This is a genomic window from Paraburkholderia sp. GAS33 (genome assembly GCF_050436645.1).
GTDB classification, from domain to species: domain Bacteria; phylum Pseudomonadota; class Gammaproteobacteria; order Burkholderiales; family Burkholderiaceae; genus Paraburkholderia; species Paraburkholderia phenazinium_B.
The window spans coordinates 246,984-267,971 of record NZ_JBNDMP010000009.1; the positions used below are offsets into that span (position 1 = coordinate 246,984).

Annotated in this window: 22 protein-coding genes; 9 read left to right on the forward strand and 13 right to left on the reverse strand. The window is 63.5% G+C overall.

Going from position 1 to position 20,988, the window contains the following annotated elements; all coding sequences use genetic code 11:
- Positions 1–44 precede the first annotated feature (44 nt).
- Positions 45–1,283 carry an SGNH/GDSL hydrolase family protein gene (locus tag P3T24_RS26135; RefSeq protein WP_429439224.1) on the forward strand — a complete coding sequence of 413 codons (1,239 nt, stop codon included), beginning with the start codon at positions 45–47 and terminating at the stop codon, positions 1,281–1,283.
- Between the two features lie 168 nt (positions 1,284–1,451).
- Here the strand turns inward: P3T24_RS26135 and P3T24_RS26140 are convergent, their stop codons facing one another.
- The 7 genes from P3T24_RS26140 to pyk all read right to left on the reverse strand — a co-directional run bounded on the left by P3T24_RS26140 (position 1,452) and on the right by pyk (position 8,984).
- Complete coding sequence (locus tag P3T24_RS26140) at positions 1,452–2,033, reverse strand: nucleotidyltransferase domain-containing protein (protein WP_074263459.1); 582 nt, start codon at positions 2,031–2,033, stop codon at positions 1,452–1,454.
- Positions 2,034–2,160: 127 nt separating this feature from the next.
- Positions 2,161–3,318, reverse strand: coding sequence for an L-threonylcarbamoyladenylate synthase (locus P3T24_RS26145; RefSeq protein ID WP_429439227.1), 1,158 nt, complete (start codon positions 3,316–3,318; stop codon positions 2,161–2,163).
- 12 nt (positions 3,319–3,330) lie between these two features.
- Positions 3,331–4,527, reverse strand: coding sequence for a 5-(carboxyamino)imidazole ribonucleotide synthase (locus tag P3T24_RS26150; RefSeq protein ID WP_429439229.1), 1,197 nt, complete (start codon positions 4,525–4,527; stop codon positions 3,331–3,333).
- Between the two features lie 160 nt (positions 4,528–4,687).
- Entirely contained in the window at positions 4,688–5,224 is a 537-nt protein-coding gene (gene purE, locus P3T24_RS26155; RefSeq protein ID WP_429439232.1) for a 5-(carboxyamino)imidazole ribonucleotide mutase, read from the reverse strand.
- Positions 5,225–5,264: 40 nt separating this feature from the next.
- Positions 5,265–6,155 (reverse strand): phosphoribosylaminoimidazolesuccinocarboxamide synthase, encoded by an 891-nt coding sequence (locus tag P3T24_RS26160; protein ID WP_074263456.1) that lies wholly within the window; start codon positions 6,153–6,155, stop codon positions 5,265–5,267.
- 132 nt (positions 6,156–6,287) lie between these two features.
- Complete coding sequence (gene fba, locus P3T24_RS26165; protein ID WP_074263455.1) at positions 6,288–7,352, reverse strand: class II fructose-bisphosphate aldolase; 1,065 nt, start codon at positions 7,350–7,352, stop codon at positions 6,288–6,290.
- Between the two features lie 195 nt (positions 7,353–7,547).
- Complete coding sequence (gene pyk, locus P3T24_RS26170; protein WP_074263454.1) at positions 7,548–8,984, reverse strand: pyruvate kinase; 1,437 nt, start codon at positions 8,982–8,984, stop codon at positions 7,548–7,550.
- Between pyk and P3T24_RS26175 the strand changes: the two genes are divergently transcribed.
- A complete protein-coding gene (locus tag P3T24_RS26175) occupies positions 8,983–9,174 on the forward strand; it encodes a hypothetical protein (protein WP_143787464.1) in 192 nt (63 codons plus the stop codon). The two genes, pyk and P3T24_RS26175, sit on opposite strands and share 2 nt — an antisense overlap.
- A 223-nt stretch (positions 9,175–9,397) precedes the next feature.
- On the opposite strand, the gene P3T24_RS26180 is transcribed toward P3T24_RS26175, so the two are convergent.
- From P3T24_RS26180 to P3T24_RS26190, 3 genes are all read right to left on the reverse strand, one after another.
- Positions 9,398–10,591, reverse strand: coding sequence for a phosphoglycerate kinase (locus tag P3T24_RS26180; protein ID WP_429409330.1), 1,194 nt, complete (start codon positions 10,589–10,591; stop codon positions 9,398–9,400).
- Positions 10,592–10,832: 241 nt separating this feature from the next.
- Positions 10,833–11,159 carry an AzlD domain-containing protein gene (locus P3T24_RS26185; RefSeq protein ID WP_074263452.1) on the reverse strand — a complete coding sequence of 109 codons (327 nt, stop codon included), beginning with the start codon at positions 11,157–11,159 and terminating at the stop codon, positions 10,833–10,835.
- Positions 11,156–11,914 (reverse strand): AzlC family ABC transporter permease, encoded by a 759-nt coding sequence (locus tag P3T24_RS26190; protein WP_429439236.1) that lies wholly within the window; start codon positions 11,912–11,914, stop codon positions 11,156–11,158. The genes P3T24_RS26185 and P3T24_RS26190 overlap by 4 nt, the downstream gene beginning before the upstream one ends.
- 233 nt (positions 11,915–12,147) lie before the next feature.
- Here P3T24_RS26190 and P3T24_RS26195 point away from each other — a divergent pair, with 233 nt between their 5' ends.
- From P3T24_RS26195 to moaC, 7 genes are all read left to right on the forward strand, one after another.
- Complete coding sequence (locus P3T24_RS26195; RefSeq protein ID WP_429439239.1) at positions 12,148–13,068, forward strand: branched-chain amino acid transaminase; 921 nt, start codon at positions 12,148–12,150, stop codon at positions 13,066–13,068.
- A 69-nt stretch (positions 13,069–13,137) separates the two neighbouring features.
- Positions 13,138–13,332, forward strand: coding sequence for a zinc-finger domain-containing protein (locus P3T24_RS26200; RefSeq protein ID WP_074263449.1), 195 nt, complete (start codon positions 13,138–13,140; stop codon positions 13,330–13,332).
- 166 nt (positions 13,333–13,498) lie between these two features.
- Positions 13,499–14,524, forward strand: a complete 1,026-nt coding sequence (waaF, locus tag P3T24_RS26205; RefSeq protein ID WP_074263448.1) for a lipopolysaccharide heptosyltransferase II — start codon at positions 13,499–13,501, stop codon at positions 14,522–14,524.
- Positions 14,525–14,688: 164 nt separating this feature from the next.
- The gene (locus P3T24_RS26210; RefSeq protein ID WP_074263447.1) at positions 14,689–15,135 is read left to right on the forward strand and encodes a nuclear transport factor 2 family protein; all 447 of its coding nucleotides are present in this window, start codon (positions 14,689–14,691) and stop codon (positions 15,133–15,135) included.
- 34 nt (positions 15,136–15,169) lie between these two features.
- Positions 15,170–16,240 (forward strand): hydrolase, encoded by a 1,071-nt coding sequence (locus P3T24_RS26215; protein WP_074265935.1) that lies wholly within the window; start codon positions 15,170–15,172, stop codon positions 16,238–16,240.
- Complete coding sequence (locus P3T24_RS26220) at positions 16,233–16,838, forward strand: DUF2946 family protein (protein WP_429439242.1); 606 nt, start codon at positions 16,233–16,235, stop codon at positions 16,836–16,838. The genes P3T24_RS26215 and P3T24_RS26220 overlap by 8 nt, the downstream gene beginning before the upstream one ends.
- Before the next feature lie 69 nt (positions 16,839–16,907).
- Positions 16,908–17,390 carry a cyclic pyranopterin monophosphate synthase MoaC gene (moaC, locus tag P3T24_RS26225; RefSeq protein ID WP_074263445.1) on the forward strand — a complete coding sequence of 161 codons (483 nt, stop codon included), beginning with the start codon at positions 16,908–16,910 and terminating at the stop codon, positions 17,388–17,390.
- 77 nt (positions 17,391–17,467) lie between these two features.
- Here moaC and P3T24_RS26230 read toward each other — a convergent pair whose 3' ends face one another.
- From P3T24_RS26230 to P3T24_RS26240, 3 genes are all read right to left on the reverse strand, one after another.
- Positions 17,468–19,252, reverse strand: coding sequence for a PglL family O-oligosaccharyltransferase (locus P3T24_RS26230; RefSeq protein ID WP_429439245.1), 1,785 nt, complete (start codon positions 19,250–19,252; stop codon positions 17,468–17,470).
- A 111-nt stretch (positions 19,253–19,363) separates the two neighbouring features.
- Positions 19,364–20,002: a pilin gene (locus tag P3T24_RS26235; RefSeq protein ID WP_074263443.1), complete on the reverse strand. Its 639-nt coding sequence runs from the start codon at positions 20,000–20,002 to the stop codon at positions 19,364–19,366.
- Between the two features lie 150 nt (positions 20,003–20,152).
- On the reverse strand, positions 20,153–20,890 hold the full coding sequence (locus P3T24_RS26240) for a TerC family protein (protein WP_429439247.1): 738 nt from the start codon (positions 20,888–20,890) through the stop codon (positions 20,153–20,155).
- Between the last annotated feature and the right edge of the window lie 98 nt (positions 20,891–20,988).

The following is a 20,988-nucleotide window of genomic DNA, read 5'->3' on the forward strand; positions in this document are numbered from 1 at the left end:
ACATGGCAAAAAAGGCCACACACATACGAGGAGATGAAATCAACATGAAACAACAGGGAACCAAACATCGCGGTCTGTTGCGCCTGTCGCAAGTCGCGATCGCCAGCGCAGCCTTCGTCATGCTGGCAGCCTGCGGCGGCGGCAGTAGCAGCAGCCCGAGCAGCAGCACACCGGCAGGCGGCGTCAAATTGCAGGTCGTGTCGTTCGGCGACAGCCTGTCGGACGTGGGCACGTACGCGCCGGTCATCGCAGCAGACTTTGGCGGCGGCCGCTTCACGACCAATCCGGGTCAGGTGTGGACGCAACTGATCGCCCAATACTATGGCGGCACGCTGACCGCAGCTTACCTGGGCGGCTTCGGCCAGCCGCTGGTGGCAGCCGGCGGCTATGGCTATGCGCAGGGCGGGTCGGACGTCGTCATCGCCGAAGGCGAAGGCTGGGCGCCGGACAACCTGGCCGCGACGACCGTGCCGGTCACGACTCAGGTGTCGCAATACCTGAGCGCACATACGAGCTTCAATTCGAACCAGCTCGTGCTGGTGGACGGCGGCGCGAACGACATCTTCCAGTTCGCGACCACGGCCAATCTGACGGCGCTCGGCACCGCGCTGCAGACGCAGTACCCAGCTGCCGTCGCGGCCGGCCTGCTGCCGAACACGCAGGCGGGTCAGGTGGAGTTCATCGCCAGCTACCTGCAGACGAACAGCACCCAGGTCGCAGCGGCCGCAGTCGCCCTCGCGACGCAGATCCAGACCATCATCGCTAACGGCGCGACACACGTCGTGCTGATGACCGTGCCCGACATCGGCCAGACGCCTCTCGGCGTCGCAGCAAACGCTCAGGCAGCGGGCTCGGCCGCGTTGCTGACCGGCATCAGCGCCGCCTTTAACGGCATCGTCGAGCAGGCGCTCGCGACGCAGATCGCCGCGCACACGGTCATCGTCGCCGATGCGTTCACGTGGCTCGATACCGTCCTGCTGCCGAACGCCCAGTCGCTGGGCTTCACCACGACCAATACCGGCACGGCGTGTAACCTGACGGCGATGGCGGCCAACGCCACCAAGTACGCCACGGCGAATCCGGCTGTCCTGAACGGTCTGACTCCGGCCGAGTATGGCTCGCAGTTCGCCTCGTCGCTGTTCTGCTCGCCGGCGACCTACACGGTAGCGGGGGCCGACCAGACTTATGTCTTCGCCGATACGGTCCACCCGAGCACGCACTCGCACGCACTGTTCGCGCAGTTCGTCGAGCAGCAGATTGCGGCAACGGGATTGGGTAAGTAAGGCAGGACGGGTGACGGTGGATCGAGGTGATCTGATCCTGCCGTTTTACCTGTTTGGTGATGGAAGGCCCGGCTGGGTTAAGCCGGGCCTTTTTATTCTTTGAGCGCGTCTGGATCCTGGCGCGTGGCCTGAAAGCGAAACGCCGTGGCTTCGTGGCGTTGCCGGCGCTCATCCAGCCAGTCGTGGCGTGTCGTCCGGAACGATCCGGATGGTGGGCGAATCGAGGATTGCGCGAACCACCGTATCATCCCGCGACAGTACCGCCCATTCGGCCGGATGGTGCAGGTTGGCATGCACCGAACGCCCGAGTTGCGCATCGAGCGGCGCTAGATGATCGAGCAGATCGTCCAGACTCACTCGCCCGACCACCATCAGATCGATAACGCTCCCCGCCGTATCCGTCCCCCGCGCGACCGCTCCGAACACGAAGGCTTCGTCGATCTCCTCCGTGAGCGGCGCCAGGGCCTCACGCAGCATGCCGGCCAGACCGAACGACTTCGCGCAGATGCTGCGCAACTCCGGGTAAAGCGGAAACTCCGTGTTCGCCTGGAACAGACGCTGGTTGCCCAGTCGCGATTCGCGCAGCACGCCCGCCTCCCAGAGACGGCGCACCGTATGTTGACCGGCGCCGCTGCCGGCGCCTGAACGGGACATCAGTTCCGCGAGATTAAAGGTCCGCTCGGGGGCCGAAAGGACCAACGACAGTACTCGCTGCTCGCGCGGCGTGAACATGAAATCGGCGATGCTCATGCGTCTCCCTTGGTGTGGTCAATACCAATTCTTGGCATGAGTATGCCAGCATCTGGCATCTGACCGCAGCTTCACTGCGGAGACTTCTGGGCGGTACGACTCCCAGTTCCTACTCCTGTTGTATCGCTTATCCCTGCGCTTCGAACGCCGCAGCGGCTCGGCCGAGCCGGTCGTTCACCGCGATCCATTCGATCGTATCGGGGAGCTTTTCGATCAGGATGCGTGTGACGTTCGCGCGATCGAGTGCACGCAGCAAGCCGTAGAGTTCACGCGCGTACACGTGGGGATCCTCGGGCGCCGCGATGAAGTGAACGCCTTCAGCCTCGGCCCAGCGGTTGGCGCGCGACACGCGAGCCACGAGCGCCACGCGTTCGTTCGCCTCACGTGCGGCCAGCAGAGGTTCCAGCGCTTCGAACGGCAGCAGCGCAAGCGGCGTGCGCGGTGCGTAGTGCGCCTTGAGCGTGCCCGAGGCACGCGGCGCCGTCGCATCCGAGCCATCGGGCAGACGCGGCGCTTCGCCGAGCACTTCGGCGATATCGTGCGGCGTCACGCGTCCCGGGCGCAGCAGTGCGGGGAACCCACGCGACAAATCGAGAATGGTCGACTCGATGCCGACATCCGACGAGCCTCCATCTAGCACATGGATGTTGCCGCCAAACTCGTCGCGCACGTGCTGCGCGGTAGTCGGGCTCACATGACCGAAGCGGTTAGCCGACGGCGCAGCCACGCCGCCGTGACCGCCACGTAGCGCGCTGAACGCTTCGAGAAGCGCCTGGGCCACCGGATGCGAGGGACAACGCAAACCCACCGAGTCCTGTCCGCCGCTCACGGCAGCGGGGATGTGCGCGGCGCGCTTGAGAATCAGGGTGAGTGGGCCGGGCCAGAAAGCGTCGATGAGGCGCAGCGCTTCCGGCGGCAGTTGCTCGACCCAATATCCCGGGTCACCATGCGGCGCGAGATGCACGATCACCGGATGATTCGCCGGCCGCCCTTTCGCCGCGTAGATGCGCGCAACGGCATCAGAACTCTGGGCATCGCCGCCGAGGCCATAGACGGTCTCAGTGGGAAACGCGACGAGCTCGCCCGCGTCAAGCAGCGCCGCAGCGTGTGTGATTTCCGCGGGACTCACAACCGGGCCAGTCGGGGTACCGCCAGCTGGCTGAACAGCTTCAGCGCCTTCGACAGCGCCCGCAGCACTTGCCGCTTCAGCGGCTTTCGCCGCCTCGCCAGTCCTGCCAGCAGCAGCCTTGGCAGCACCCTCAGCAGGTTTATCTTGATCCGGCATGATCCGAGCGCGTCAGCCCTTCAGGATGTGCAGCAGCCGCGCGCAATCGCGCGCCGCTGTGCGGGCTTCGTCGAGCGTCGCGGCGGTGAAGTTCACGTGACCCATCTTGCGGCCAGGACGTGCCTCCTCCTTGCCGTACAGATGCAGACGCGCAGCCGGCATCGCAGCCACTTCGTGCCACGGCGGCGTGACGGCAGCACGCTTGCCGCCGTCCGGAAACCAGATATCGCCGAGGATATTCAGCATCACCGCCGGCGAGTGCTGGCGCGTGTCGCCGAGCGGCATGCCGGTCATGGCGCGCACCTGCTGTTCGAACTGGCTGGTCGCGCAGGCATCGACGGTGTAATGGCCGGAATTGTGCGGACGCGGCGCCATTTCGTTGGCCACCATCGAGCCGTCTTCCAGAATGAAGAATTCGACACACAGCACGCCGATATATCCAAGCCTGTCGGCAATCTGCAGCGCGGCCTGTTGTGCCTGGCTGACGAGCGCCGAACTGGCATCCGGCGCGGGCACGACAGTGTGCGACAGCACGCCGTCGCGGTGGGTGTTCTGTGCGAGCGGATAAACCACCGAGGTGCCCTGGGCGCCGCGCGCAATCAGCGCCGACACTTCGAATTTCAACGGCAGGCGCTTCTCCAGCACACACGGTACGCCGCCGAGCGACGCATGCGCCTCGCGCACTTCCTCGGCGTTGCGCACACTCACCTGCCCCTTGCCGTCATAGCCGAGGCGGGCAGTTTTCAGAATGCCGGGCAGCACCGCATCGAGCGCGGCGTCCTTGAGCGCGGCCAGCGCCTGCGACGATTCGATCACCACGTGCGGCGCCACAGCAACGCCCGATTCGGCAATAAAACGCTTCTCGGCGATACGGTCCTGCGCGACCGCTACACATCGGCCAGCCGGGCTGACAAACGTAGTGCGCGCGAGAAAATCGAGGCTCGTGGAAGGCACGTTCTCGAACTCCGTCGAAACCGCTGCGCACAGGCGCGCGAGTTCGGTGAGCGAGGCTTCGTCGTCGTATGCGGCACGCAGATGGCGGTCCGCCACGGCGCCCGCAGGACTGGCTTCGTCCGGATCGAGCACCGCGACGCGATAGCCCATGGCCTGGGCGGCAAAGCAGAACATGCGGCCGAGCTGGCCGCCACCTACCATGCCAAGCCAGGCGCCGGGCATGATCGGTGAAACCGGTGTGTTGTCTGGATTCATCTCAGTGGTCGGTCACGGCCGGCGCACATGAATGTGCGCCACACCGGGGGTCAGGCAATGGACATCAGGCCGATCGGATCAGTCGAATCAATCGGGCCAGCTCATTGTGCAAACTTAACAGGCGGACTTCGCGGGCAAACTTCGGCGCATCAAACCGCGCTTACAGCGCGGGCAACACCATCGCGTGCGCGGCTTCGTTCTGGCGCACACGGAACGCGGCCAGCGCGTTCGCGTATTCGGTCGACGTGACGCTCAGAATCGCCACCGCGAACAACGCAGCATTCGCCGCGCCTGCTTCGCCAATCGCAAACGTCGCAACCGGCACGCCCTTAGGCATCTGCACGATCGAATGCAGCGAATCGACGCCCTTCAGATACTTGCTCGCCACCGGCACGCCAAGCACCGGCACCGTCGTCTTGGCGGCCAGCATGCCGGGCAGATGCGCGGCGCCGCCGGCACCCGCAATGATTGCGCGCAGGCCGCGCTCGCGCGCCTTTTCTGCATACTCGAACATCTCGTCGGGCATGCGGTGCGCGGATACGACCTTCGCTTCGTACGGTACGCCGAATTCCTGCAGGATCGCAACGGCGTGCTTCATGATTTCCCAGTCGGAACTGGACCCCATCAGCACGCCGACGAGCGGCGCAGCATGCGTATGGGCAGTTTGTCCTGCCTGGGCAGTCTGGACTTGGCTCATCTGTAAAACTTCCTCATCTTCCTTGGCTGCAGGCCCGGCGTTAAGCCAGCGTCTGCCCGGTCAGGCGCTCGAGCGCTTCCTGGTATTTCGCGGCGGTCTTCGCGACGACCTCGTCCGGCAGCTTCGGCGCCGGCGGCTCTTTCTTCCACGACTGCGTTTCCAGCCAGTCGCGCACGAACTGCTTGTCGAACGACGGCGGATTGGTGCCCACCTGGTATTCGTCCGCTGGCCAGAAGCGCGACGAGTCGGCGGTCAGCGCTTCGTCCATCAGATACAGCTTGCCGTGATTATCCAGACCGAATTCGAACTTCGTGTCGGCAATGATGATGCCGCGGGTCGCCGCGTAATCCGCCGCTTCCTTGTATAGCTTGATCGAGATGTCGCGGATCGTGGCCGACAGTTCGGTGCCGATGCGGCGTTCCATCTCGTTGTACGTGATGTTCTCGTCGTGGTGGCCCATTTCGGCCTTGGCTGCCGGCGTGAAGATCGGCTCAGGCAGCTTTTCCGCATTTTGCAGACCCGGCGGCAGTTCGACGCCGCATACCGCACCCGTGGCCTGGTAGTCCTTCCAGCCGCTGCCAGCCAGATAGCCGCGCACCACTGCTTCGACGAGGATCGGCTCGAGGCGCTTCACCACCACGGCGCGGCCCTTTACCTGTTCGGCTTCGTCCGCCGCGACCACCGACTCCGGCGCCACGCCGCTGAGGTGATTCGGCACGATGTGCTTGAGCTTGTCGAACCAGAAGTTGGCCATCTGGTTCAGCACGCGACCCTTGTTCGGAATCGGCTCGCCCATGATGACGTCAAACGCCGACAGACGGTCAGTGGTCACGATCAGCAACTGGTCGTTGCCCACCGCATAGTTGTCGCGGACCTTGCCGCGGCCGAGCAGCGGCAGCGAGCGGAGCGTGGATTCGTAGAGGGTAGACATCGTCGTAGTTCGCTAAAAGTGAGGCAAAAATGAGACCGGAACAAAAGGGAAACGCCGTTCCCCCTATGATGCGGGAACGGCGAGGCGGACCGCAACCTGGCCGGATGGCCAGGCCCATGCTGTACTGCCAGCTTAGTGGACGACCTGTGCGAGGCCGCCCGACTTGTACTTCTCCGCAATTTTATCAAGCGAAACCGGCTTGATCTTGCCAGCCTGCCCTTCGGCGCCAAAGGCGACGAAACGGTCGAGGCAAACCTTCTTCGCCGCTTCGCGCGCCGGCTTCAGGTAATCGCGCGGGTCGAACTTGCCCGGATTCTCCGCCATGTAGCGACGGATCGCACCGGTGATTGCCAGACGCAGGTCAGTATCGATATTAACCTTGCGCACGCCGTGCTTGATACCTTCCTGAATTTCTTCGACCGGCACGCCGTAGGTTTCCTTCATGTCGCCACCGAATTCGCGGATTTCCGCGAGCAATTCCTGCGGCACCGACGACGAACCATGCATCACCAGATGGGTGTTCGGAACACGCCGGTGAATTTCCTTGATGCGTTGAATGGACAGGATGTCGCCCGTGGGCTTCTTGCTGAACTTGTACGCACCGTGCGATGTGCCGATGGCAATTGCCAGCGCGTCGCATTGCGTGAGCTTGACGAAGTCGGCGGCCTGCTCCGGGTCCGTCAGCAGTTGCTCGCGCGTCATCGTGCCTTCCGCGCCGTGGCCGTCTTCCTTGTCGCCCTTCATGGTTTCCAGCGAACCGAGCACGCCGAGCTCCGCTTCCACCGTCACGCCAATCGAGTGCGCCGCTTCCACCACCTTGCGCGACACATCCACGTTGTACTCATACGAAGCGACTGTCTTGCCGTCCGCTTCGAGCGAGCCGTCCATCATCACGCTGGTAAAGCCGCTGCGAATTGCTGCCATGCACACTGCCGGCGACTGCCCGTGATCCTGGTGCATCACGACCGGAATATGCGGATACGACTCGATGGCCGCTTCAATCAGATGGCGCAGGAACGGTTCGCCCGCATACTTCCGCGCGCCAGCCGAGGCCTGCATGATCACCGGGGCGTTGATCTGATCCGCCGCCGCCATGATGGCCTGCACCTGCTCCAGATTGTTTACGTTGAATGCCGGCAGTCCATAGCCGTTTTCGGCGGCATGGTCCAGCAGTTGACGCATTGATACGAGAGGCATGCACTACTCCTAAGTTGAAACGAATCCTGTGCCGTCGGCATCTAATTTTTACCAATTTTATCGCGAAGCAAATCGCCTACCCTTGCGCTGCAAGGCTCGGGGCTCGCCCAAAGGGCTTGCCCCAAAAACCTGCGCGCCGCCTCTAGCGGGTACTGCGACTGCTTCGCCGTGCCGATTCGAGCAGTTTGAAGCCGATCAGTACGGTTCGCCCACCCGCACGATCTTCAGTGTGTTCGTTCCGCCGGCCTGACCCATCGGCTCACCCACGGTCAGTACGACCATGTCGCCGCGCGATGCGTAGCCCTTGCTTACCACCGTCTCCAGCGCCTGCTGCAGCGCGGTGTCGCGATCGCTGCTGGTGTCGAGATGCAGCGAGGTGACGTTGCGGTAGATCGCCATGGCGCGCTCGCTGCCCACTCGCGGCGTGAGCGCGAAAATCGGCACGTGGGTCCAGTGACGCGACATCCACAGTGCGGTCGAGCCCGACTCCGTCAACGCGACAATTGCCTTGGCGCCGAGGTGAAACGCCGTGAACAGCGCGCCCATGGCGATGGACTGGTCGATGCGGGTGAAGGTGCGGTCGAGGAAATCCTTGTCCAGCTCGGACTGCTCCGACTTCTCCGCTTCGACGCAGATCGCGGCCATCGTTTCGATGGTCTGCACCGGGTACTTGCCGGCGGCGGATTCGGCGGAGAGCATCACCGCGTCGGTGCCGTCAAGTACCGCATTGGCGACGTCCGATACTTCGGCGCGGGTCGGCACCGGCGCGTAGATCATCGACTCCATCATCTGCGTGGCGGTGATCACGAACTTGTTCGATTCGCGCGCCATGCGGATCATGCGCTTTTGCAGCGCCGGGACCGCGGCATTACCCACTTCAACAGCCAGGTCGCCACGCGCGACCATGATGCCGTCCGAAGCGTCGAGGATGCCTTGCAGCGCCGGAATCGCTTCCGCGCGCTCGATCTTGGCGATCATCTTCGGCTTGATGCCGTAGGGCGCGCCCGCGATGTTCGCGAGCTGGCGGGCCATTTCCATGTCGGTAGCGTTCTTCGGGAACGAGACCGCGACGTAATCCACGCCGAGCGACATCGCCGTGCGGATGTCTTCCATGTCTTTGGCCGTCAGCGCCGGCGCCGTGAGGCCGCCGCCCTGGCGATTGATACCCTTGTTGTTCGACAGTTCACCGCCGATCTTCACGGTGGTGTGGATCTCGCTGCCGAGCACGCGTACAACGTCGAGCACGATCAGGCCGTCGTTGAGCAACAGCACGTCGCCCGGTTTCAGGTCGCGCGGCAGGTCTTTGTAGTCGAGGCCGACGCGGTCGTCGTTACCGAGTTCGCATTCGGAATCGAGGACAAAAGCGTTGCCGGGAACGAGCGTGGTCTTGCCGTTTTCGAACCTGCCGACCCGGATCTTCGGGCCTTGCAGGTCGGCCATGATGGCAACTTCGCGGCCCGCCTGACGGGCCGCTTCGCGCACGTATTCGGCGCGCTGGCGGTGGTCGTCGGCCGTGCCGTGCGAGAAGTTGAGGCGTACCACATCGAGCCCTGCCTTAATCATTTGCGACAGGATTTCGGGCGTACTGGAAGCCGGGCCGATGGTGGCGACAATCTTGGTGGCGCGATGCATGAGTCTCCTCGTCTGGATGGGATCGCTGGAAAGAGCGCTGCGAGTTGGGTGCGGAGGCTGCGCACCGATGGAAGCTGCCTGGGGCTGCGCGCCGGTTGAAACCGGCGTCGCTTTCTTGTGGAATGAAGCGGTGTTCGAGACCAGCGTGCGGGACGCCAGCGGTACGGCGGATACTGCGCCGCCGGCATGACCGGCGGGTGAAACTGTGGAAACAGTGTGCTGCGGTGTAGCGGTGGAAGCTGGAGCACGCTCCCCTGCTGCGACTGACTGCGTGGCCCCCGCGCCCTGCGTGGCTGCTGGTTCCGTTGCCGCCTTCACCTTGGCGGAGGCCACGGAGCCTGCGTTCTTGCTGGCCGACGACTTCACGCGCGTCTTTGCAGTTTTCGCCGATGGGGAACGTGTCGTCACGTTGATTAAGCCCGCGATTCCAGGACTTCGACCGCCGGCAGCTTCTTGCCCTCGAGGAATTCGAGGAACGCGCCGCCGCCCGTCGAGATATAACTGACCTTGTCGTGGATGCCGTACTTGGCGATGGCCGCGAGCGTGTCGCCGCCACCGGCAATCGAGAACGCCGGCGATTTGGCAATCGCATCGGCCAAAGTCTTCGTGCCGTTGCCGAACTGGTCGAATTCGAACACGCCGACCGGGCCGTTCCAGACAATCGTGCCGGCTTTTTCCAGTTGCGCGGCGAGCGCCTTGGCAGTTTCCGGTCCGATGTCGAGAATCAGGTCGTCGTCCTGCACGTCGGCTACAGCCTTCACTTCAGCCTTGGCGGTCGGCGAGAACTCCTTGGCCGTGACGACGTCAGTCGGGATCGGCACCGAGGCACCGCGTGCTTTCGCAGCGTCGATGATGGCTTTGGCTTCGTTCACCAGATCCGCCTCGGCGAGCGATTTGCCGATCTTCAGGCCGGCGGCCAGCATGAACGTATTGGCGATGCCGCCGCCCACGATCAACTGATCGACCTTCTCGGCCAGCGACTTCAGAATGGTCAGCTTGGTGGACACCTTCGAGCCGGCGACAATCGCCACCAGCGGACGCTTCGGCGCGCCGAGCGCCTTGCCGAGTGCTTCGAGTTCAGCCGCGAGCAGCGGACCTGCGCAAGCCACAGGCGCGTACTTCGCGATGCCGTGCGTAGTCGCTTCGGCGCGGTGCGCAGTGCCGAACGCGTCGTTGACGTAGATGTCGCAGAGCTTCGCCATCTTTTGCGCGAGCTCGTCGGAATCCTTCTTTTCGCCCTTGTTGACGCGGCAGTTTTCCAGCAGCACGACCTGGCCCGGCGCGACGTTCACGCCGTTTTCGACCCAGTTCGCCACCACCGGCACATCGCGGCCGAGCAATTCGGCCAGACGCTTCGCGACCGGCGCGAGCGAGTCTTCCGGCTTGAAATCGCCCTCGGTGGGACGGCCCAGATGCGAAGTCACCATCACGGCGGCGCCGGCGTCGAGCGCGGCCTTGATGGCCGGCGCGGAGGCGCGGATGCGGGTGTCTTCGGTGATGTTGCCTTGATCGTCCTGCGGAACGTTCAGATCGGCACGGATAAACACGCGTTTGCCGGACAGCTTGCCTTCGGAGATCAGATCGGAGAGACGCAGTACCTGGTTCATGAGCGTTGGATTGCGAGTTGATTGGAAGGCGGAGACGGACAGCGCGCGAACAGCCTCCGCTCACGAGCCCCGCAGGGGTGGCTCTGCGAACAGGCACTGGCGGCATCTGCCGCAGCGTCGCGCGGTGATCCGGGAGTCGACCATTTTAACCGATCCCCACCCCGCGATGCCCCGTGCCGAAGCGAATGTCCCGTATTTGGGAGATAGGCCCGGATGCTGCAACGCAACAACAAGACCAAGGTCAGTGAAATACAAGACGGAGGATCGTGAAAGTCAGCATGCCGACGACAATCGTGCCGAGCATCGTGCGCCGCCACAGGAACCAGCCGAGCCCGGCGAGCGTCGCGTAAAACTCGTGGTTCGACAGCCCGAATGACAGTCCGTCAGGAGTGACCAGCACGTCGGGAAGCACAACCGCAGCGAGCGCCGCCGCCGGCGCGTAGCGCAACATACGCCGCAGGCGCTCCGGCAAAACCGTGCGCTCGCCGCCGATCAGGAACAGCGCGCGCGTCAATGTCGTGACGAACATCATGCCGAAGATGGCGATCCAGATTTGCGTGCTGGTCATGGCGAACCCTCCGGGGAATCCCCGGCGCGGTTGCGGATGCGGCGCAGGTCGGCGCGCTCGACCATCAGATCCGCCGCGCTGCCGGCGACAATCGCCGCAATCACCGCAAGCGGCAAGGCCAGCCGGTACGGCAGATCGAAGCCCAGCAGCGCCACGACGCCGGCCACGCTCACGGCAACCAGTGTTGCACGGCTGTTGATGGCCGACACCATCACGGGAATCAGCGCCAGCGTGCCCGCGAGCGCGAGACCCCAGTTATCCGGAATCAGGCTGGCGAGCAGAATGCCGATGATCGACGAGACCTGCCAGGACAACCAGCTCGCGCTCGCCATGCCCCAGTAGTACGGCTCCTTGCCCGGCACGTAACCGGTCTGAAAGCTTTTCTTCTGGAACAGCAGATAGATGACGTCGCCGTTGAAATAACCGAGGACGATCCGGCGCCACATGGGCAGATAGGAGAAATGCGGTGCGAGTCCTGCGCTGAAAATCACAAAACGCGTGTTCACCATGGCGGCAGTCAGCAGCACGGTCCAGATCGGCAATTTGGCGGCGAGCAGCGGCAGCACGGCCAGTTGCGAGGAACCGGCATAGCAGAGCAGCGACATGGTGAGCGACTGCGGCAGCGTGAGCGCCGATTTGCTCATCGCGATGCCCGTGACGAGCCCCCAGGAGAAGATTGCCATCAGCGTGGGCGAGTAATCTCGCACGCCTTCGCGAAAGCTACGACGCTGGAAATCGGTCAGGCTGGCGAGCATCGGACGGGGCGCCTCGGCGCGGGACGACGCCGCGGCGGCTTGGAGTCGGCGCCGGGCCGACCAGCACCCGCTGGCGCAATCGGATTTGTAATATGTGAGGCCGGATTATAGCGTCCTGGGTGCGGCCAAATGCCCGTTCCGTGTGCAAAAGACGTTAAAATGACGGTCTTCGCCGCTTGCCGAACCGCTGTACGGCCTGGCGCGCCCCTCACAACGCACTGCTGGAGAATCGTATGTCAATGGCCGACCGCGACGGCAAGATCTGGATGGATGGCAAACTCGTCGACTGGCGCGACGCCAAGATCCACGTCCTCACCCATACACTGCACTACGGCATGGGGGTTTTCGAAGGCGTGCGCGCCTACAAGACCGCTAACGGCACGGCCATTTTCCGTCTCCAGGAACACACCAAGCGTCTGCTGAATTCGGCCAAGATCTTCCAGATGGACGTGCCGTTCGACCACGAAACGCTCGCCGCAGCGCAACGCGAAGTGGTACGCGAGAACAAGCTCGAATCCTGCTATCTGCGCCCGATCATCTGGGTCGGCTCGGAAAAGCTAGGTGTGTCGGCCAAGGGCAACACGATCCACGTGGCCATCGCCGCGTGGCCGTGGGGTGCCTATCTCGGCGAAGACGGCCTGGCGAAGGGCATCCGCGTGAAGACTTCGTCGTTCACGCGTCACCATGTGAACGTTTCCATGGTCCGCGCCAAGGCCTCGGGGTGGTATGTAAACTCGATCCTCGCCAACCAGGAAGCCACTGCCGACGGCTACGACGAAGCGCTCCTGCTCGACGTGGACGGCTACGTGTCGGAAGGCTCCGGCGAAAACTTCTTCCTCGTGAACAACGGCAAGCTGTACACGCCAGATCTCTCGTCGTGCCTCGACGGCATCACGCGCGACACGGTCATCACGCTGGCGAAAGATGCCGGCATCGAAGTGATCGAAAAGCGCATCACGCGCGACGAGGTCTATACCTGCGACGAAGCCTTCTTCACCGGCACAGCCGCTGAAGTCACGCCGATCCGCGAACTCGACAACCGCACGATCGGCTCCGGCGCACGCGGCCCGATCACGGAAAAGCTGCAAAGCGGCTTCTTCGACATTGTCAACGGCAAGAGCGAGAAGTACGCGCACTGGCTGAGCAAGGTCTAAGTCCGAATGAAATTAACGCAGGCCGCCATTGCGGCGCGCCTGCGCCCTGTCTCTATCGAGAAAGCCCCCATGAGCGAAATCAAGGAAATGCCGCTGGTCGAACTGACGGCAAAAGACCTGCCCGCCTACTGTCCGAACCCGTCGATGGCACGCTGGAGCGCCCATCCGCGCGTGTTTATCGACGTGACGCACGGCGAAGCGCGCTGCCCATACTGCGGCACGCGCTACAAGCTGCGTGACGGCGAAGTGGTCAAAGGCCACTGAAAGCCGCTCACCGGCTGGGCGCGCCCACCACACTCAGGCCGCATGCTGCGCGCGGAGCCACTTATCCTGGCGCCGCGCGCAGGCATGCGGCCGCCTCCCTGCTAAAACCAGAACGCTGCGCGCCGATGCGTGCGGCGCGTTCTTTCGACACCGGAAACTCACCCTGATGCGTCGCGCGTTGGTTATCGCACCGAACTGGATCGGTGACGCATTGATGGCGCAGCCGTTGTTCTCGCGCCTCATGAAGCTGCATCCCCGCCTCGCGATCGACGCGGTTGCGCCCTCGTGGGTGGCGCCCGTGCTCGAACGCATGCCGGAGATCCGCGACGTCCATGCAACCGATCTCGCGCACGGCAAGCTGCAGATGTTGCGGCGCTGGCAGCTGTCCAGCGATCTGCGCGATGTCGGTTATGACGCGGCTTACGTGCTGCCGAATTCGCTCAAATCGGCGCTGATTCCGTGGATGGCGGGTATTCCGCTGCGCATTGGCTATACCGGCGAGAGCCGCTACGGCCTGCTCAACGTGCGCCATTCGAATCCACGCAAGGACGCGCGTCCGCCGATGGTCGGCCACTACGCGGCGTTAGCCTATAAGCCGGACGCCAAAGTGCCGGACGACCTGCCGATGCCGCGGCTCGACGCCGATCTGAACGAGGCGTCACGCGTGTCGGCCCGCTTCAATCTGGATACGCGGGTGCCACTGCTGGTGTTTTGCCCTGGCGCGGAATACGGCCCGGCCAAGCGCTGGCCGCCGGAACACTTCGCGGCACTGGCGCAAATCGTCGGCCAGTCTTTCCCGTACACGCAAATCATCGCGCTCGGTTCGCCGAAAGATGCGCCGCTCGCCCAGGCGATCGCGGAACGCTCGCCCAACGTGCGCAACCTGTGCGGACAAACCGCGCTGGGCGAAGCGTGCGCGCTGATCTCACGCGCCAACGCTGTGGTCACCAACGATTCCGGTTTGATGCACGTGGCAGCGGCGCTGCGACGGCCGCTCGTGGCTGTCTACGGCTCGACCGATCCGCGCCACACGCCGCCATTGTCCGAGCTTGCGAAGGTACAATGGCTGCATCTCGAATGCAGTCCCTGTTTTGAGCGCGAGTGTCCGCTCGGTCATCTGAACTGCCTGCGGCAACTGAGCGCCGAACAGGTATTCGGCGACCTGCGCGGCATGCTCCTCGCGCAACGCTGAACCGTCCGGCAGCCGCACGCCGCGTTGCAAGCACGCCACGCGGCGTCATCCCTGCGCCCTGGAGCGCGGGCATCCTCGCGGTTGTCCCGCCGGGTTGTTCCTGGTTGTCCTGTTTTTACTGCTGCCCGCAACCGCGCGCGCCGCGCACAAGAGACTGACGAGCCATGCCACGTTTTGCCCACATCTTCGAAGCCGCTGCGGATACTCTCAACGCCTACTACCAGGCGGTAGCGGAGGTCAATCTCGAGAGTTTGATGGGCCTGTGGATCGACGAGGAGTTTGCCAGCTACATCAGCGCCGATGGCTCGCACCTGCACGGTCTGGACACCATCCGCGCCGGCCTCGCCGTCCAGCTCGAACTCAATCCCGTGTCGATCGAACCGGTGGATATCCGCGTGTACGACAGCCTCGGCACCGTCGTGTATGCAATTGCGGAAGCGCACCGCCCGGCGGATCCGAAGGTCGCGCCCACCATGGTCTTCAGCACCTACGTAATGGTCCACGAGCGCGGCGAATGGAAGATCGCACATATCCACGCGAGTGCGATGCCGAACGAAGCGGCGAATCAGTTTGCTGCGAAAATGCGTCATGGTCAGGGGTCTTTGCACTGACGACTCACGTTTTCTGTTTTTTCCGGTCGCTGGCATGAGTACGACGCACAACAAGACCGTTTCTCCCGCAACCGCTCGCGCAGCGGCCGTCGAGACGAGCGTCGTCGAAATGTTCTACCGCGCGCCGCTCTGGCTGCCGAACAGCCACGTTCAGACCATTGTCCCGGCCCTCTTTGCACGACTTCCCGCGGTGACCTATCGGCGCGAACGCTGGGACACGCCGGATGGCGATTTCATTGAGCTCGACTGGCTGGTGCATGAGGCAGATGCCTCGGGCGCCTGGGACAACGAAGAAGCCTCGTCCGACGTCCCGCTCTTCGTGCTGTTTCACGGCCTAGAGGGCAGTTCGAACTCCCACTATGCCCGCGCGTTGATGGCCGCGGCGCGTGAACGCGGATGGCATGGGGTTGTGCCGCACTTTCGCAGTTGCAGCGGACCGCTGAACCTGTTGCCGCGCTTTTATCACCTCGCCGATAGCGCCGAAGTGGACTGGGTCCTGCGGCGCCTTCGGGACGTGCATCGCGGGCCGATCGTCGCGGCAGGTGTTTCGCTGGGCGGCAATGTGCTGCTGCGCTGGCTAGGCGAACGGCGCGAAGATGCCTCGTTTCTCACCGCCGCCGCGGCAATCTCCGCGCCGCTCGATGTGCATGCCGGCGGCCAGGCGCTATCGCAGGGTTTCGGCAAGGTGTACACGCGCAACTTTCTGAAAACGTTGAAAGTGAAGGCGCTGCAGAAGCTCGAACAGTATCCGGGCCTGTACGACGCCAACGCGATGCTCGCAAGCCGCAACATGTACGAGTTCGACAACATCGTCACGGCCCCGCTGCACGGCTTTCGCAATACCGACGACTATTGGACTCAAGCGACCACACGGCCATTGCTGCCGCAGATCACGGTGCCTACGCTCGTGCTCAATGCGCGGAACGATCCGTTCCTGCCCGGCGCCGTGTTGCCGGGACGGCATGAAGTGTCGGCTGCGATCGAACTGGACCAGCCTCGGCACGGCGGCCACGTCGGCTTCATGACGGGTCCGTTTCCGGGGCGCAGCGACTGGCTGTCACGGCGCGTTTTCAACTACCTCGCCCCATTCGTCGACCATGGATGACATCGTTCGCCAGGCGCTCGCCAAATGGCCCAACGTGCCGCATTGCACTGGCTGGCTGCTGCTCGACCGGCGCGGCAACTGGCGCATGCGTGACGATGAGGCCCAGGCGCGCGGCGCGCCGGGAGAACCGATACGGCATGCGGCGTTGCTTGCCTTTATCAACCGGAACTACGAAGCGGACGCGGGTGGGCAGTGGTTCTTTCAGAACGGGCCACAGCGGGTGTATGTGGAACTGGGTTATACGCCGTGGGTGGTGCGGCTTGGCCTCGATGATGGGAATGGCGCCAAGGCGACATTGACGCTGACGGATCAGGCCGGGAATGCGTTTGAGCCTGCCGCGGCTTATCTGGATGACGAGGGCGGTGTGCTGTTCACGGACACGTCAACGCCGCCACGAATCGCCGTTTTGCATGACCACGATCTTGATCTGTTTTCCGAGCACGCCGAGCTGGCCGCGGATGGTGACGCTGGGCGGTTCCATTGGCGTGACGGGATGACACTGCCGTTGCAGCCGGTTGCACGCGCCGAGGTAGCCGGACAGTTTGGGTTTGTTGCAAGTCCCGCTCAGGCTGCGGCTCCGAAAAACGCGGCGTCATAGTCGACGCTCCGTCCGGGTTGCCATCCGCATCGCGCTGGTATGATTGGCGCTCTCAGAAGGAGCCCCACCATGCCTGAACTCACCCACTTCGACGCCGCCGGCCAGGCGCACATGGTGGATGTCGGCGCCAAGCAGGAAACCAAACGCATCGCTATCGCGCGCGGCTCGATCCGTATGCTGCCGGAGACATTTGCGCTCATCCGCGACGGCAACGCCAGGAAAGGCGATGTGATCGGCATCGCGCGCATCGCTGCGATTCAAGGAGCCAAGCGCACCGCCGATCTGATTCCGCTGTGTCATCCGCTAGCCCTTACCCGCGTCAAAGTGGATTTCGAACTCGACGAGACGCTGCCCGGCGTGCATTGCACGGTGCAGGTGGAAACGTTGGGGCGCACAGGCGTGGAGATGGAAGCACTGACCGCTGTCCAGGTGGGACTGCTGACGGTCTACGACATGTGCAAGGCGGTGGACCGCGGCATGACGATCACCGATGTGAAAGTGCTGGAGAAGCACGGCGGGAAGTCTGGGGACTGGGTGGCAGCGGCTGGGTAAACGCTGCTTCTGCGCTTACCCGCCCTTCCGCTGCATTTCCGTTCATCCCGCGTCGCGCTCACGCACGACGCTCGGACTCAGTCGTCGCTATCGTCGTCATCCTGATTGACGTCTTTCGGCGGCATACCGTACAGCTTGATCAGTTCCGCCTTGAAGCCAGCGAGACTCTTCTGCTCATCGCACAGCTGATACAGATAGGCCTGTTGCGACGGCCAATCCTTCAATTCTTCCGCGAAGATCTTCAACCGCACGACGGTGTCGAAAGCGCCGTTCGTGTCACCGCTCAGCGCCTGCAGCACCGCATAACGCCGCAACACCGTTTCGCCCGGCAGCAGTGCGAGCGCCTGCCTGTGCATGGCGAGCTTGTGAGCGAGATCCTGGGCGTTCATCGGCAGCAGCGTCGCCATCCCGTACTCGCCCCAGGCACCGAACAGGAACGATGGATCGCTGGCGTATTGCTGCGCCGGACTCGAGCCGTAGTACAACACCTCCGAGCGGTTGTAGTCGCGATAGACCGGATACAGCGCGGCCAATCCAACGAGCACGACCACCGCGTAGACGCCGAACGACACGCGGCTCGGCACCAGCCGCAACGAGCGCGTCTCCAGCAGGCCAAACACGAACATCGCCGGCAGCAGGAAGAACATGTACTGCTGCGGATACTCGACCAGCGCGTGCATCACCAGCACGCCGATCAGCGCTACGCCGAACACGCGAGCGGCCGTGTGCGGAGCACGCACCACGCGCACGAGCCACGCCAGCAGGCCGAGCAGCACGATCGCAAGGCCGATCAGGCCGGTTTTACCCAGCAGATCGAGGAAGATGTCGTGCGAGTTGTTAGCAATCTCGACGGCGCCCAGCGACCGCACATAGTCGAACTGGTAACGCGGAAACTCGCCCCAGCCAACGCCGAGCAACGGATGCGCCTTGAACATCGTCCAACCGTATTTCCATAGCGCAAGGCGTGGCGCGATCTGACCGGCATCCTTGAAACGATCGGCAGCGGATTCGGCCAGACCGAGCTGATAGTGCACATTGGCCCAACGAACCAGCGCGTTCACGACGAAGAACAACACGCCGAGCGCTACTGGCGTCAACCATTCGCGGTTACTGCGCCGCAGAACCGGATTGCGCCGGACTTCGGCAAAGGCCATCCAGAACCCAGCCACGACGATCACGCCCATCTGCAACCACGGCCCACGTGAGACGGTCAACGCAAGGCCGCCCGCAAAAACCACCGACAGCAGCGCCCACAGGATGAGCGGAAGCCGCCGCGTCTGTACCAGGAACAAGGCGCCGGTCATCGCGAAGGCGATGTAGGTGGCGAGGTGGTTGGCCTGCGCCATGTTGCCGAACGGCCGGCGATCGACCGTGATGTTGTACGCAACCACGAGCGGCGTGACCTTGGTCTCCAGATGGAACACCTGGATCACCTGGCAAAACACTGCAAACAGTCCGCCGATAATCAACGCGTAGGCGGCCCAGCGCAGCACCTCCTCGCTCATCCTGACCCGGCTGAAGGTGTAGCCGGTGTGGGTCGCCATGAAGGCCGCCAGCAGATAACCGGCACCGAGCCAGTTCATCGACGGCTGCTCGACCCGCAGCACAAACGTCTGCACCACCAGCAACAGCCCGAACAGCAGTGGCACAAGCGCGACCGTGGGCGATTCAAACTCGAAGCGGCGACGCTCCGTCCAGGCCAGCAGCACCACGGCCGCGCTGGTCAACACATACAGCGTCAGCGCGGTAAATTCCGCGTAAAAGGTCGGAATCGGATAGGTATGGTTGACCACTGCGTAAGGCAGAATCAACGCACAAGCCAGTATGGCCAGAGATAAAAAGCGCGCAAATGGGGTGGGCATGAGGAACCGGGGGCGTCAGCAACCGGCGCACTATACAAAAAAATCCTCCCCCTGTGCGCCGGACGGCCTCAAATATCCCGAAATCGGCAGGTCCGTATCCTTACCGAACCATCAACTGCGGCATTCGGGCGGTGCCAGATTGGACGGCAACGTCGGCGGATCCGCTGGGCTCGGGCCTGCGCCCGGCGCGGGCAGTGACGAAGCCAACTTGCCACCCGCAAAGCACTCCCATGTCAGCGTCCCCGGTTGGGCCGAGCCTTTGACTAGCGCGATCCGGGCGGTCGGCGTATCGGCGTTGTCGGGCACCGACGGCACCAGCACCAGCGTATTGCTGCCGGACGGCGCGACGCGCGTGGTGAAGACCACGGTGATCTGACCTGTGTCGTCATCCACATGGACTGATTCCACATTCTTCGTGGCGGTTGGCGGCGCATAACCGCCCCCGAACGCCGCGCCGCTGGCGGCGTTTTCCGCTACCGCGAGCCGCGCCGACGTGGCGAGCGACAGGCCCTCGCCTACCCGGCTGCGCGCCAGATAGTCCTGATACGCGGGGATGGCATAGGCAGCAATCACCCCGACAATCGCGAGCACGATCATCAGTTCGATCAACGTGAAGCCGAGCTTGCGGCTGACCCGGGCGATCCGCGTGGGCCATTGCACGCCAGGGTCGGAGATCGGTGCGCCTGCAGCAGGGTCGTCGCGCCGCAAGAGCACGCAACGGAATGAAGAGTTGGGGAGAGAAACGGTCATCGGCAGGCTCCAGAAACGAAAAACGCCTGCCCCGTGAATCGGAACAGGCGCATTGATCGTAGCCAGCCACGGTGATTCTAAACAGTCAGCCAGATGGCTAACGTTGGACCTGATGATGGGCCTGTGAAAGCGTGAGGGGGTGCCCTGTTGTCAATGCGAACCCGGAGGCGCATTAGGCGGCAATTGAGCCGCAGCCCGCTCGGCATTACGCCGTTTAAGCACGTAACCAAGGATCACTACGAACAGCGCTCCCGCGATGCTCATACCGTACTCGGCCACGGGCGAGTCGAGAATCGGCCAGCGGTCGCCGGCCGGATCGTTGATGATCAGGCCGCCCGCAATCCAGCCAAGCAGTGCGGCACCGATCGTAATTACGATCGGGAAGCGGTCCAGCAACTTCAGCACGAGCTGGCTGCCCCATACGATCAGCGGAATGCTGACCAACAGCCCGAAGATCACCAGCGCCAGCCGATGCTCCGGGTCCGCCGCTTCCGCCGCGCCGGCAATCGCGATCACGTTGTCGAGGCTCATGACCGCGTCGGCGATGATGATGGTCTTGACGGCAGTCATTAGCTTGTCAGCGGGCTTCACGTGCTCGTGAGCGTCGTGTGCGGGCGCCATGAGGCGGACGCCGATCCACAGCAACAACAGGCCTCCAGCAAACTTCAGCAGCGGCACGTCGAGCAGCACTACCGCAAACGCGATCAGCGCGACGCGCAGCAGGATTGCCCCCGCCGTCCCCCACAACACGCCCTTGACGCGCTGCGCCGGCGGCAGATTGCGGCAGGCGAGCGCGATCACCACCGCGTTATCGCCACCCAGCAGGATGTCGATCACGATGATCTGGATAACGGCCCCCCAGTGGAGCGTGGCGAAGAATTCGAGCATTGAATGCAGGATAGACGGCGATTGGAACCGGGCAAAGCGCGATGAAACTGCATGGGACCGGAGCAAGCGCTGAAGCGCTAACTCCGGTCGACATAAAA